Origin of the sequence: Burkholderia catarinensis, from assembly GCF_001883705.2 — a bacterium.
GTDB classification, from domain to species: Bacteria; Pseudomonadota; Gammaproteobacteria; order Burkholderiales; family Burkholderiaceae; genus Burkholderia; species Burkholderia catarinensis.
The window spans coordinates 82427-96157 of the sequence record NZ_MDEQ02000024.1 but is presented as its reverse complement, the minus strand read 5'-3'; the positions used below and the strand labels follow the sequence as shown (position 1 = coordinate 96157).

6 protein-coding genes are annotated in these 13731 nt (G+C 66.7%); 3 read left to right on the top strand and 3 right to left on the bottom strand.

Features of this window, described 5'->3' with window-relative positions; genetic code table 11:
- Positions 1-545: 545 nt before the first annotated feature.
- From BFF94_RS29770 to BFF94_RS29760, 3 genes are all read left to right on the top strand, one after another.
- A complete protein-coding gene (locus BFF94_RS29770; RefSeq protein ID WP_246637453.1) occupies positions 546-5510 on the top strand; it encodes an LWXIA domain-containing protein in 4965 nt (1654 codons plus the stop codon).
- Positions 5511-5889: 379 nt separating this feature from the next.
- A complete protein-coding gene (locus BFF94_RS29765) occupies positions 5890-6201 on the top strand; it encodes a DUF4148 domain-containing protein (RefSeq protein WP_128850807.1) in 312 nt (103 codons plus the stop codon).
- A gap of 290 nt (positions 6202-6491) precedes the next feature.
- A complete protein-coding gene (locus tag BFF94_RS29760; RefSeq protein WP_128850809.1) occupies positions 6492-7199 on the top strand; it encodes a dienelactone hydrolase family protein in 708 nt (235 codons plus the stop codon).
- A gap of 122 nt (positions 7200-7321) precedes the next feature.
- Here BFF94_RS29760 and BFF94_RS29755 read toward each other — a convergent pair whose 3' ends face one another.
- From BFF94_RS29755 to BFF94_RS29745, 3 genes are read right to left on the bottom strand one after another with little or no spacing between them, the layout of a single operon-like run.
- Positions 7322-8845 (bottom strand): efflux transporter outer membrane subunit, encoded by a 1524-nt coding sequence (locus BFF94_RS29755; protein ID WP_219140144.1) that lies wholly within the window; start codon positions 8843-8845, stop codon positions 7322-7324.
- Positions 8845-12045, bottom strand: a complete 3201-nt coding sequence (locus BFF94_RS29750; RefSeq protein WP_219140143.1) for an efflux RND transporter permease subunit — start codon at positions 12043-12045, stop codon at positions 8845-8847. Before BFF94_RS29750 ends, BFF94_RS29755 begins: the two co-directional genes overlap by 1 nt.
- 15 nt (positions 12046-12060) lie before the next feature.
- On the bottom strand, positions 12061-13338 hold the full coding sequence (locus BFF94_RS29745; protein WP_219140142.1) for an efflux RND transporter periplasmic adaptor subunit: 1278 nt from the start codon (positions 13336-13338) through the stop codon (positions 12061-12063).
- Positions 13339-13731 lie beyond the last annotated feature (393 nt).

The window sequence follows — 13731 nt, the reverse complement described above, 5'->3', positions numbered from 1 at the left end:
GTCACGTAACAATTTCCTGACGGCTAAACACGGGTTGAAGCGGACCACATCCCTTTCCGCGCCGGATCCACGCGATCCCGCAACAGCACACCGGTTGCGTCCGATCACACGTCGACCGCCCGATCCGGCAAGCCTGCCGCTCACCGGACACCGGAACGATCCAGTCGGACACCTCCCGGCCGCGAGCGCGAATCGTCCGCTGCAATCCGATCCTGTTCCTCCGTCGTCCAGATCGGCTACTCGCACGCGTGCCGCCCAGGTCCTTCGCCCGACCTGGGGCATGCCGCATCGCTCGTCCACGGCGCTTCCACCGTCGCAAATTGCTTCGCATACCTTATCATATGAAACGAAAGCAAACAGTAAGACCACACCCGGCACCCGAAAGGAAGCTTTAACACACGAACCCGCACGAACCCGCGCGAAGCGATGCGCAAACCCCCGCGCCGCGCCGTCGTCGGCGCCGCGCACGGTCCCGACATGACCGCTTCTCGTAGCGATGCCCGGACCGGTCGGCTCCCCCTCGTCGCCCGCTACGAATCACCCCCGTGCCCGTTCCAACCGCTTCCGTACACTCGAATTCGCGCCATGCGGCGCTGGCGGCGCGCATCCCGCGTACGGCCGCGCCTGACGGGATCCTCGAATCGACCGGCATCGACATCGCCGAGCATGCGGTGCTCCCCGACGAGATCGCGCGCGAAGCCGATCATGTGATGCCCGGCGACGCAGCGGGCCTGGCCCGCCTCGCCGACGCGTTCGGCAACGCACCGACGTCGCTGCCCGGCAACCCCGTCTATCGTGCGCTGTACCGCGCGCAGGCCGAGCAGGCGCTGCGCGACGGCGAAGCCGGGCGGGCCGGCGCGACGCCACGGACGATGCCGTCGATGATGATGTGGCCCATGCCGGACCCGTCGTCCTTCATGCCGGCCACGCCCGCGCTCACGCCCGAGGCGCGCGCGGCCGACTGGCTCGATGCGCACGGCAAACGCGACCTGAAGCGGATCGACGGGACGCAACTGGCCGACATCCGCGACCTCGCGCAATACGCGGGGCCCAACGCGCACGTGCTGATCGCGAAGCACGTCGACCGGCCGGCGGACGACGGCACGCATCCGCAACCCGATTTCGTCGCGAGCCTGAAGACCGATGCGCACGGCCAGCCCGGTCAGGTCGAATCGGCCGATCCCGGCGGCACGCCGTCGCACGACGTTCGCGACGCGGTATATCCGGGTACGCGTGCGCGCAAGCGCAACGACAGCGAAACGCCGCATGAAGCGCGGGCGAAATTCGACTTCTACCTGTCGCCGGTGTCGCTCGACGAGCTGCAGCAATTCGGCGGCACGGCGAAGGTCGAGGCCATCGACACGAAGCGCGTGTGGCATGCCGAGCCTTCGGGCAACGCACCCGCCCAGGAGATCGTCGAACAGATCGGCGAACTCGCCAAGGCGCCGCAATACAAGCGGCCCAAAGCGGCCGCGAAGGCCGCGGACGACGGCGCGACGATCTTCGCGGTCGACAAGAAGACCGGCAAGGTGCTCGGCTACGCGGAGCCCAAACAGGGCGGCGGCGGCTGGACCTATCACGAGAAAACCTCGGTCGGCGACGCGTCGATCGGTGAGCAGGATCTCGGCACCGCATTCCGCCGCGGCGCGCGCGGCCTGCCCGACGGACGGCGCGGCGTCGTGTTCGTGCCGTCCTCGCTGCCGGAAACGGCGGTGTCCCGCTATGGCGGCTTCGAGCCCGCCGAGCGGGCGTTGCCGGTCGCCGAGCAAAAGCCGCCGCCGCTGAAGACGAGCGACCGCGTGCAACGCCGGCTCGGCAGGATGCAGTCGGCAGGCAAGCCGCCTGCCGGGGCGACACCGCTTGCCCACCGATGGGTCGCGCCGAACCTGCTGCCGAAATCGGCCGACGACGTGCACGACTTCAGCGGCGCGAACACGCTGCATCTGCGGCGCGTCATCGATCTCGGCCAGGTCGGCCCGGAATACTTCATCTACGTCTATGGCACGGAAGGCGCGCTGATCGACACGCTGCACAAGCCCGACGGCATCCTCGCGACACGCGACGGCACACTGCAGTGGTTCGACGATGCCGCGCATTTCAACGACCAGGGCAAGCCCGGCATCGATCTCGACAAGACCAGGATCGGCGGCGGTCCGGACGGCTCGAACCGGCATTTCCTGGTGACGCGGCTCGACCCGGCCGCGTTCGACGCACGCACGAAGCCGACGCAGGTCGCGGCCTATGCGTTGAAACAGGCGGAACTCGACAAGCAGTTGCAGAAGGCCGCAGCGGAATCGTCCGCGCCGTTCGGCGAACTGGAGAGCCGCATCACGGCCGAACTGACGGTCGCAAAGAACCAGCAGGCCAGACTCGCCGACGACCCCGCGTCCGGCACCTCCGCCGCCAGCCCGCAAGCGAAGCCGAAAAAACACGCGCGCGGCAAAGGCAAGAAAGGCAACCAGAACGCGCCGGCCGTGCCGGCACCGGCCGCTGCGCCGGCGCCCCCCGCCGGCAAGCCGTTCAGCATCAAGACCTATCAGCCCGGCCTGTCGAGCGCGACGATCGCCGAATGGATCCTTCGCTTCGGCAACGCGAAAGTCGACAACTGGTTCCCCGAGCACGAGCGCGTCAAGGCGTTCGCCGGCCGGCGCGGCGAGCCGCTCGATCTCGGCACGACACGCCAGGTCATGATGGCCGACAGCGTGATGATGAAGGCGCTCGGCATCCCGTTGCGGCTCGCCCGCGATGCGTCGAGCATGCCGTGGCACGGCCCGCTGTCGCGGCCCGATCATGCGGCAAACGGACTGTCCCGCCGTGCGAAAGGCGCGATCACCTATCTGTCGGTCGCGCGGGCTGCGGACCGGCGTGCGCTGCAGGCCTATGCACGCGCGAAGGTCGAGATCCAGGATCGCATCGCGCTGATGGCGCGCGGCTTCACGCTGCGCGACAACCCCGACGACATGCTCGCGCTCGTGAAACGCTATGGCGGCGCGATGCCGGTCGTGTCGGTCGCGGTCGATCCGCATTCGCTGGCCGCCGCGCTCGGCAAGAAACACGACCCGGCATTCATCCGCCGCGTGCGCGAACTCGGCAAGCTCGACAACGCGCAGTTCGACGAAGCGAACGCGCGGATCGACATCGACGGCACGGGTCGCCATCTCGAACTCGATGATCTCGGCCACCTGTTCAAATGGCTCGACGCGGCGTCCACGGGCGGCTTCGTGCTGCGCCTCGAAACCGCGCCGTCGCGCGCGCTCGTGTCGGCCGAAGACCAGCGCACGCTCGCCGGCACCAACGATGCGTACCACGACTACGTGCGCACGTTCGACGCGCTCGAAACCTGGGCGCGACAGAACACCGGCAACGACGCGCCCCATGTGATGGTGACGTTCCACGGCTGGGACGCCGTGCTCGAACCGGTGCCGGGCGACGGCCACCTGAAGCTCGTCGAGGCCGTGCTCGAACGCAAGGCGCTCGACTGGGTACACCTCGGGCTGTCGTATGCGACGCACGGCTCGGACTTCATCGCGAACCAGGACCTGACCGCCGCACTCGCCCGCAAGCTCGTCGAATACAAGCTGCACGCGCCCGACAAGCTCGCGCGCCTGCACGGCGCCGACGCGCTCACGCGCGTGTTCGAACGGGTCGGCGCGCAAACGCTCGCGAACCAGCACCAGGTATTGTTCGCCGAAATCGAACGCGTCGGCCTCGCGAACGGGATGACACCCGACCAGCTCGCAGCGCTGCGCGCCGACCTGTACGAAGGCCATACGACAGCACTGATGGACAGCGCGCGGCAGGCGACGATCAACTATGCGAAGGATAACTACTGGAATACCGCCGCGCCCGCCAACCGCGCCGAACTCCGCGCACGCAATGCCGGCAACCGCTGGCTGGACAAGTACGGCAAGCCTGACACCGAGCGCAAGATCGACGCGCACGCCAACCCGAATGCATCGAGCACCGCGTTCTGGCGCGCAGTGGCGGCCGATCCGAAGCTCGCGATCGACGAGACCAAGCCCGTCATCGTGAACCGCGACATCGCCGCACAGCCGAGCCACCAGCTCGGCGACCCGCAGAAAGCCGCACTCGCGCAGCTCAACGCGCTGCGCGTCCACCGGCCGTCGCTCGGCAAGCGCGACTGGGCCTGGTCGCTGGGCTTCGGCGGCACGGTAGCCGGCGCCAGCTCGCTCGTTGCGCTGAACGTGTTCAACGGCATGAACATGATGAGTTCGAACGCGCTGACCCACGCGAACACGGCGCTCTTCGTCGGCGCGCGCGCGGGCCGCGTGTTCGGCGCGATGCACCAGGGCGCGGTGCAGAGCCTGCAGAGCGGCGACCCGCGCGCGGTGCACGACGTGCTCGACCGCCTGCAGCGCTCGCTCGCGCAGCAGCTGAGCGCGTCGGTGCACGGCTACAATCCGGCGCGGCTCGAACAGCTCGACCTGCTCACGAACGAGACCCGCGTAAAGGCGAGTCACTTAGTCGAGATGCATCGCCAGGGGCTCATCGGCTTCGACGATGCGACCGCGCAGATCAAGGAACTGTCGGCCGACCTGCTCGCGAACATGCAGGGCATGGTCGGCGGCACGTCGCTCACGCAGCTGCATCGCGGCAATTCCCGCCGGCTGCTCGGCCTCGTCGGGCGCGGCAGCGCGATCGTCGGCTATTCGGGGACGATCGCCGTCGGCGTGCACGGGCTCATGACCGCGCCGACGGTCGCAGGTGCGCTGACGACCGCGAGCGCGGCGCTCGCCGCGACGTATTCGGGCCTCGTCTACGCGGTCAGCGCGCATCGCGTGAACGCGGACAAACGCAGCCGCGTCGTGCGCCTGATCGACTCGACGTCGGATTTCGTCGGTGTCGCAAGCGGCATCGCCGGCACGATCGCGCAGTACGACAAGGGCCACTACGGCCTCGCGGCAACGGCCGCGACGTCGACGGCGATCCTGCTCGGCGCGCGCCTGAACACCCATTTCCCGAACGCGACGCGCTGGGTCAAGAAATACCCGACCGCGCTCATCCTCGTGCCGGTCGGGATCTGGGGCTTCACGCAATTGCAGAGCCTGTTCTTCGGCTCGCCGTCGGGCGGCTCGGGATCGTCGACGCACAAGCCGCAGCCGACGCCATCGTCGCCGTCGTCATCGCATCAGCCGTCGCAGCCGACGACCGGGCTCGCGCCGGGCGCCACCGCTACGCAACCGCCCGGGACCGGCACGCCGGGCAATACGAACGGCGCGCCGGGCAGCACGGCGCCCGCGCAGCCCTCCACGCCGCCGTCGCCGGCCGCGCAACCGTACATCGTCGTGGCCGGGGATTCGCTGTGGGTGATCGCCGACGCGCATCGCCAGTCGCTGCTCGACGCGGCCCATGTATCGCCGGACGACCGGAAGACGATGACGCGCGAGCAGCAGGATGCGCGCGCGCTGAACGAGATCCTGCAGTTGAATCCGGGCATGGCGTCGGCGCCGAATGTGCTGTACGCGGGGCAATCGATCAATGTCGGCTGATGCGCGGCCGGCCGTCCGCGCTCAGCCGGCCCACGCGAACGACCGGATCACGCCGGCCGAATACCGGAAGCGGCAGGCGACCCTGACCGCGTGATGCCCAATGAGCCGCCGGCGGCCCTGCCGCAATACTTCGGAATACGATTCAACCGTTCATCCCGCGTCCGCAGGCCGATCGGCAATATCTCTCCCCCAAGGCCAGACCCACCCTGCGGCACGCCCACAATCATCAGACAAAAACGCTTGCCACGCGGATCGTTTACCCAGTTGCAATAATGATTCGCTGCAGCACGTATTTCCGACCGGTAACGCGATCGTTACGATGCAATCAACCGCTGAACGCAACAAGCGAAGCGCGAAATCAACAGAACCGGAGGTCATCATGAAGTCGTTCATCTACGCTGCCGTCGCCGCAACCGCCCTGTCCGCCTCGTACGGCGCATTCGCACAATCGAACCCGTCGGGCCAGCTGACGCGTGCCCAGGTACGTGCGGAACTCGTCCAGCTCGAACAGGCCGGCTACAAGCCCGAAGTCTCCGACCAGTATTACCCGCGTGCGCTGCAGACCGCACAGGCCCGCGTGACGAACGCCGATGAAACCGGTTACGGCGCGCAAGCTGCCGCCGGCGTGCGTGCCGGCCGCACGATCGCGGTCAAGCAGGCTGGCCGCGACTCCGTCTATTTCGGCCAGTAAGCCGGGCATGCGCCCGCGTATTCCGATACGCGCGCGGCAAACGAAACACCCCGCTCTGAACTGCACCCCGAAGGCTGGATTTCGATCCGGCCTTTGGGGTGTTTGCTTTTCGGTCGTCCGCTCCCGGAGCCGAGCGCGTGCCGCGCGGCGCCGTTCACGCAAGCCGCCGGTGTTTGCGCATAGAATGGCCGCGTGATCGGCATCGGCCGAAACGAACGCGAGCGGAACCACGATGCCCGCTGGCCGGCCCGATGCCGCACTCGGCGCATTTTTCGAAAAGGAGCGGTTTCATGTCTCAAACATCCGGTTCCATGATCACGTTTCGCCGCCCGGACGGCCAGGAACTGCAGGGCTATCTCGCCACGCCGGCACAGACCGAAGGCGCACCCGCGGTCGTCGTCATCCAGGAATGGTGGGGGCTGAACGACCAGATCCGCGGCGTCGCGGATCGCCTCGCGCGCTGCGGTTACTTCGCGCTCGTGCCGGACCTGTATCGCGGCAAGTCGACGGTCGAGGAAGAAGAAGCACACCACCTGATGACCGGGCTCGATTTCGGCGACGCCGCGTCGCAGGACATTCCCGGCGCCGTCACGTACCTGAAGACGCTTGCTTCGCGAGTCGCGGTGACGGGCTACTGCATGGGCGGCGCCCTCACGCTGCTGTCGCTGCAGTTCGCCGATGCGGACGCGGGCGTCACGTGGTACGGCCTGCCGCCGCTCGACTACATCGATCCGGCCAAGCTCAAGGTGCCGCTGATGGGTCACTGGGGCACGCAGGATGCGTTCTTTACGATCGACCAGGTCGATGCGCTGGAGAAGAAGCTGACCGATGCGAAGGTCGGTTTCGAATTCCATCGCTATCTCGCGCATCATGCGTTCGCAAATGAAACGGCCGTCGGCCCCGGCCGGATCGCCGGCACGCAGTTCGATCCGGTGTGGTCGCAAATCGCCTGGGATCGTACGCTCACCTTCTTCGGCCGCACGCTTTGGGCGAAGTAGGGGTAACGTAGCGCCGCTTCCGACGCGGACGACAGCACAAAAGAAAACGCCACGGACTTTCGTCCGTGGCGTTTCGTTTTTTGCGGACAGGCGCGGCTGCCCGCGCCTGCCGTTCGTCGTGCTTACCCGTTCTCTGCCGCTGCCGACGCGGCAGCCGGGGCGGCCGCCTTGTCGTAGTCGACCGGTGCGTCCGGCGCGCGCGGCGTCTCGCCGGCCCGCTGCACCCACCCGCCGCCGAGCGCACGGTACAGGTCGACCAGGCTCGTCCAGCGTGCCAGGCGCGCGCTGATCAGCGACTGCTGCGCCGAGTACAGGTCCGTCTGCGCGGTCAGCACCGACAGGTAGCTGTCGACACCGTTCTTGTAGCGCAGGTCCGACAGGTCGAAACGTCGCTGCTGCGCGTGCTCGTTGCGCTCCAGCGCCGCGATCTGCTGGTCGTACGTGCCGCGTGCGGCCAACCCGTCCGACACTTCGCGGAACGCCGACTGGATCGCCTTCTCGTAGTTCGCGATCTCGATGCGCTTCTGCACGTGCGCGAGATCGAGGTTCGCGATGTTCTGCCCGCCCTCGAAGATCGGCACCGCAATGTTCGGCGCGAACGACCACGCCGCCGTGCCGGCCTTGAACAGCCCGCCCAGCGTCGGGCTCGCGGTGCCGAACGCCGCCGTCAGCGAGATCTTCGGGAAGAACGCCGCGCGCGCCGCGCCGATGTTCGCGTTCGCGGCCAGCAGCGTCTGCTCGGCCTGCATCACGTCCGGACGACGCGTCAGCAGGTCCGACGGCAACCCGGGCGGCACATCCGTCAGCAGGTTCTGCGCGTCGAGCGGCATGCCCGCCGGCAGGTCGTCCGGCAGCGGCTCGCCGACCAGCAGCACCAGCGCATTCAGCGCCTGCGCGCGGGCGCGTGCCTGCGCCTGCTGGTTCGCGAGCGCCGTCTCGACCACCGTCTGCGACTGACGCAGCTCGAGCTCGGAGCCCGTGCCGTTGTCGAACTGCAGCTTCGTCAGGTTGTACGAGTCCTGCGCGGACTTCAGCGTGTTCTCCGTGACCTGCAGCAGATCGTCGGTCGACAGCAGCGTCAGGTATTGATCGGCCACCTGCGACACCAGCGAGATCTCCGACGCCTGCCGCGCATACGCGGTCGACAGGTACTGCGCGAGCGCCTGGTCCTTCAGGCTCTGCACGCGGCCGAACAGGTCGAGCTCCCATGACGCCGAGAGTCCGACGTTGTAGGTGCGCGAGATCAGCGGCGCCCCGCTCGTCGACACGCCGGCCGGCACGCGCTGGATGTTGCCCGTCCCGGTCGCGTCGAGCGTCGGGAACAGGCCCGCGCGCGTGATCTGGTACTGCGCGCGCGCCGCCTCGATGTTCAGCACCGACACGCGCAGGTCGCGGTTGTTCTTCAGCGCGATCTCGATCAGCCGCTGCAGGCGCGGATCGACGAAGAACTCGCGCCAGCCGATAACGGTGGCCGCCTGGCCGTTCGCGCTGCGCGCGCCGGCCGAACCCGGCTGCGTCGCGTAGACGCCGCCGGCCGGGTACGCCTGCGCGACAGGTGCGTCGGGCCGCTTGTAGTGCGGCGCCATCGTGCAGCCCGTGGCAAAGAGCGCGACCGCGATTGCAGTCAAAGCGTGTTTTTGCATCATCACTGTCCCTTGTTGCCTTGGTCGCCGTTGCCCGGCTTCTCTTCGTGGCGCGAGTGCTCCTGAGCCAGGCGCAGCGCCTCGTCGACGTCTTCCTTCTCGCCGCTGAAGATCCCGCGGATCTTCACGAAGAACATCGGGATCATGAAGATCGCGAGGAACGTCGCCGTGATCATCCCGCCGATCACGCCCGTGCCGATCGCGTGCTGGCTCGCCGAACCCGCGCCGTTGCTGATCGCGAGCGGCATCACGCCGAGAATGAACGCGAGCGACGTCATCAGGATCGGACGCAGCCGCAGTCGCGCCGCTTCCAGCGCGGCCTCGATCGGCCCCATCTTCTCCGTCTGCTGCAGTTCGCGCGCGAACTCCACGATCAGGATCGCGTTCTTCGCGGACAAGCCCACGGTGGTCAGCAGGCCGACCTGGAAGAACACGTCGTTCTCGAGGCCGCGCATCGTCGCCGCGAGCAGCGCACCGATCACGCCGAGCGGCACGACCATGATCACCGAGAACGGGATCGACCAGCTTTCATACAGCGCCGCGAGACACAGGAACACGACGAGGATCGAGATCGCGTACAGGATCGGCGCCTGCGAACCGGACTGGATTTCCTGGAACGACAGGCCCGTCCACGAATAGCCGATACCGACCGGCAGCTTCTTCGCGATTCCTTCCATCGCGGTCATCGCCTGGCCGGTCGACTTGCCCGGTGCGGCCTGACCCTGGATTTCCATCGCCGACACACCGTTGTAGCGCTCGAGCTTCGGCGAACCGTACGTCCAGTGACCGGTCGAGAACGCGCTGAACGGCACCATCCCGCCCGACCCGTTGCGCACGTACCAGATGTTCATGTCTTCCGGCGTCATCCGGAACGGCGCATCGGACTGCACGTAGACCTTCTTGATCCGGCCGTCAACGTCGAGGAAGTTGTTCACGTACTTCGACGCCCACGCGATCGAGAATGTCTGGTCGATCGCATCCGCCGTGACGCCGAGCGCGTTCGCCTTCTCGCGGTCGATATCGACCTTGTACTGCGGCGTATCGTTCAGGCCGTTCGGGCGCACGCCCTGCAGCGTCGGATCCTTCGAGGCCATCCCGAGCAGCTGGTTACGTGCGGCCATCAGCGCGTCGTGACCGAGACCGGCGTTGTCCGTCAGCTCGAAGTCGAAGCCGGCAGCCGTGCCGAGTTCAGGAATCGACGGCGGGTTGAACGGGATCACGATCGCGTCCTTGTAGCCGCCGTAGCGCCCGAACATCCGGCCGATCAGCGCCTGCACCTTCTGGTTCGCATGCTGACGCTGCGAGTAGTCCTTCAGGCGCACGAACACGAGACCCGAGTTCTGGCCGCGGCCCGCGAAGCTGAAGCCGTTGACCGTGAACGCGGATTCGACGATTTCCTTCTCGTCCTTCAGCAGGTAGTCGGAAATGTTCGCGAGCGTCTTCGCGGTCGTTTCCTGCGTCGAACCCGACGGCGTCTGCACGATCACGAACATCAGGCCCTGGTCTTCATCGGGCAGGAACGACTTCGGCAGGCGCACGAACAGCAGGCCGACCGCGACGATCAGGACCAGGTAGATGATGAGCCAGCGGCCCGACCGCTTGATCACGTGGTGCACGCCGACGTGGTACTTGTCGCGGCTGTTGTCGAACGTGCGGTTGAACCAGCCGAAGAAACCCTTCTTCTCTTCGTGATGCCCTTGCGGGATCGGTTTCAGGATCGTCGCGCACAACGCGGGCGTCAGAATCAACGCGACCAGCACCGACAGCACCATCGCCGTCACGATCGTCAGCGAGAACTGACGATAGATCGCGCCGACCGACCCGCCGGAGAACGCCACCGGCACGAACACGGCGGACAGTACGAGCGCGATGCCGACAAGCGCGCCGGTGATCTGTCCCATTGCCTTCTTGGTCGCCTCCTTCGGTGACAAGCCCTCTTCCGCCATCACGCGCTCGACGTTCTCGACCACCACGATCGCATCGTCGACCAGCAAGCCGATTGCGAGCACGAGGCCGAACATCGACAGCGTGTTGATCGAGAAGCCGACCAGCGACATCACAGCGAACGTGCCGAGCAGCACGACCGGCACCGCGATCGTCGGGATGATCGTCGCCCGCAGGTTCTGCAGGAACAGGTACATCACGAGGAACACGAGCACGATCCCTTCGAGCAGCGTCTTGACCACTTCCTCGATCGACAGCTTCACGAACGGCGTCGTGTCGTACGGATACTTCACGACGAGACCGTGCGGGAAGAACGGCGCCAGTTCGTCGATCTTCGCGCGCACGGCCTTCGCGGTCGCGAGCGCGTTCGCGTTGGTCGCGAGCTGGATGCCGAGTGCCGCGGTCGGCTGCCCGTTGTACTTCGTGTCGAAGTTGTAGTTTTCGCCGCCGAGTTCGATCTTCGAGACGTCCTTCAGGCGAACCTGCGAGCCGTCCTGGTTGACCTTCAGCAGGATGTTGCCGAACTGCTCGGGCGTCTGCAGCAGCGTCGATTCGGTGATCGTCGCCTGCAGCACGGTGCCCGGCTTCGCCGGCGTGCCGCCGATCTGGCCGCCCGCGATCTGCACGTTCTGTGCGGCGATCGCGGTCGACACGTCGACCGGCGTGAGACCGTAGTTCGTCAGGCGGGTCGGGTCGAGCCAGATCCGCATCGCGTACTGCGAGCCGAACAGCGTGACGGTACCGACGCCGTTCAACCGGCTGATCGGATCCTTCACGTGCGACGCCACGAAGTTCGCGAGGTCGTACTTGTTCATGCTGCCGTCTTCGGAGTTGAAGGCGAGCACCAGCAGGAAGCTGCTGCTCGACTTCGTCACCGACAAACCGAGCTGCTGCACGACCTGCGGCAGAACCGGCGTCGCGAGCGACAGCTTGTTCTGCACCTGGACCTGCGCGATGTCGGCGTTGGTGCCCGGCGCGAAGGTCAGCGTGATCGTCGCGTTGCCCGAGTCGTCACTCGTCGACGACATGTACAGGAAGTTGTCGAGACCGCTCATCTGCTGCTCGATCACCTGCGTCACCGTGTCTTCCACCGTCTTCGCGGAAGCGCCCGGATAGTTCGCGGTGATCTGGATCGATGGCGGCGCGATCGTCGGATACTGCGAGATCGGCAGCGAGAAGATCGACGCAATCCCGGCCAGCATCAGGATGATGGCGATCACCCACGCGAAGATCGGGCGATCGATAAAAAACTTTGCCATGAAACAGGCTCCCTGTTATTGCGCGCTCGAAGCAGCGGCAGCGCTCGCCGGCGCGGCGCCCGATGCGGCAGCACCGGAAGCGGCAGCGGCGCCGGAACCGGCGGCAGCCGGCGCGGCGGATACGGCAGCGACGCCCGATGCGGCACCGGCCGCCGGTGCGAGCTGTGCCGCGACGGTCTTCACGGTCGCGCCCGGGCGCACCTTGTCGACGCCCTGCACGATCACGTGATCGCCTGCTTCCAGGCCGCCTTCGACGATCCAGTTCTGGCCCTGCATGCCCGTCGTCTTCAGCGGACGCGGCTCGACCTTGTTGCTGGCGTTCACCACCATCGCGATCGCCTGGCCCTTCTGGTCATGCGTGACGCCGATCTGCGGCACCAGGAACGCGTTCTCGTTCACGCCTTCCTCGATCCGTGCGCGCACGAACATCCCCGGCAGCAGCACGCGGCCCGGGTTCGGGAAGACCGCGCGGATCGTCACCGAGCCGGTGGTCTGGTCGACCGTCACGTCCGAGAACTGCAGCTTGCCCGGCTCCGCATACGTCTTGCCGTCTTCCAGCACCAGCGACACCTTCGCCGCGCCCGGGCCGCTCGTCTTCAGGCGGCCGCTCTGCACGTCCTGGCGCAGCTTCAGCCCGTCGAGGCTCGATTGCGTGAGGTCGACATACACGGGATCGAGCTGCTGCACCGTCGACATCAGCGTCGCCTGGCTCGCCTGCACGTACGCGCCCGGCGTCACTTGCGAAATGCCGACGCGGCCGGTGATCGGCGAGACCACGTCCGTGTAGCCGAGGTTGATCTGCGCGGTATCGACCGCCGCCTTGCCGGCCGCGACGTCCGCCGCGGCCTGCCCTTGCGTGGCCACCGCGTTGTCGTAGTCCTGCTTGCTGACCGCGTTCGCGGCCACCAGCACCTTGTAGCGCGCGACCAGCGCGTTCTGCGTGACGAGGTTCGCCTGCGCCTTCGCAAGCGTCGCCTTCGCGCTGTTCAACGCGGCGACGTACGGCGCCGGGTCGATCTTGTAGAGACGCTGGCCGGCCTTCACGTCGCTGCCTTCGGTGAATTCACGGCGCAGCACGATGCCGTCGACCCGAGCGCGCACCTGCGCAACGAGGAATGCACTGGTGCGGCCCGGCAGTTCGGTGAAGACCGCTACGGATTGCGGCTGGACGGTGACGACGCCGACTTCCGGCGTTTGCGGCGGCGGCGCCGATTCTTTTTTTCCGCATGCGGCCAGGAAAACGGCGGCCGTCGCGACAGTGATTAAGCGGTATGGAACCCGTTCGACGCGCATGGAGCGACCTCTGTGTATAACCAATGGAATAAGTGCCGCGCCCGCCGGGAGCGCAACACGGATGCGCCTCGCGGCGCAGATCGAACACCTGAATGACCGGACTGCTGGATACAGCACGTCGGCACGAAACCTCCGTGCCGACGGGATGCCCGCGAACCGTGGACCTGATACTGGGCGGGAATCAGCAGAGTGGGATATTAACTGATTGCCACTTGGGTCATTCGATCGTAGGGTGGTATTGTATATACATTCATGAATGTATGTAAAAAGCCCGATTGTGCCGCGCCGACTGTTCGGTCTTACAAATTATTACCAGTCGCGAGCATAGCCCGTCTGCATGACGGCGACGAGGGTTGCAGACCCTAAATTCACCTACGATCGATCCAATCAGGC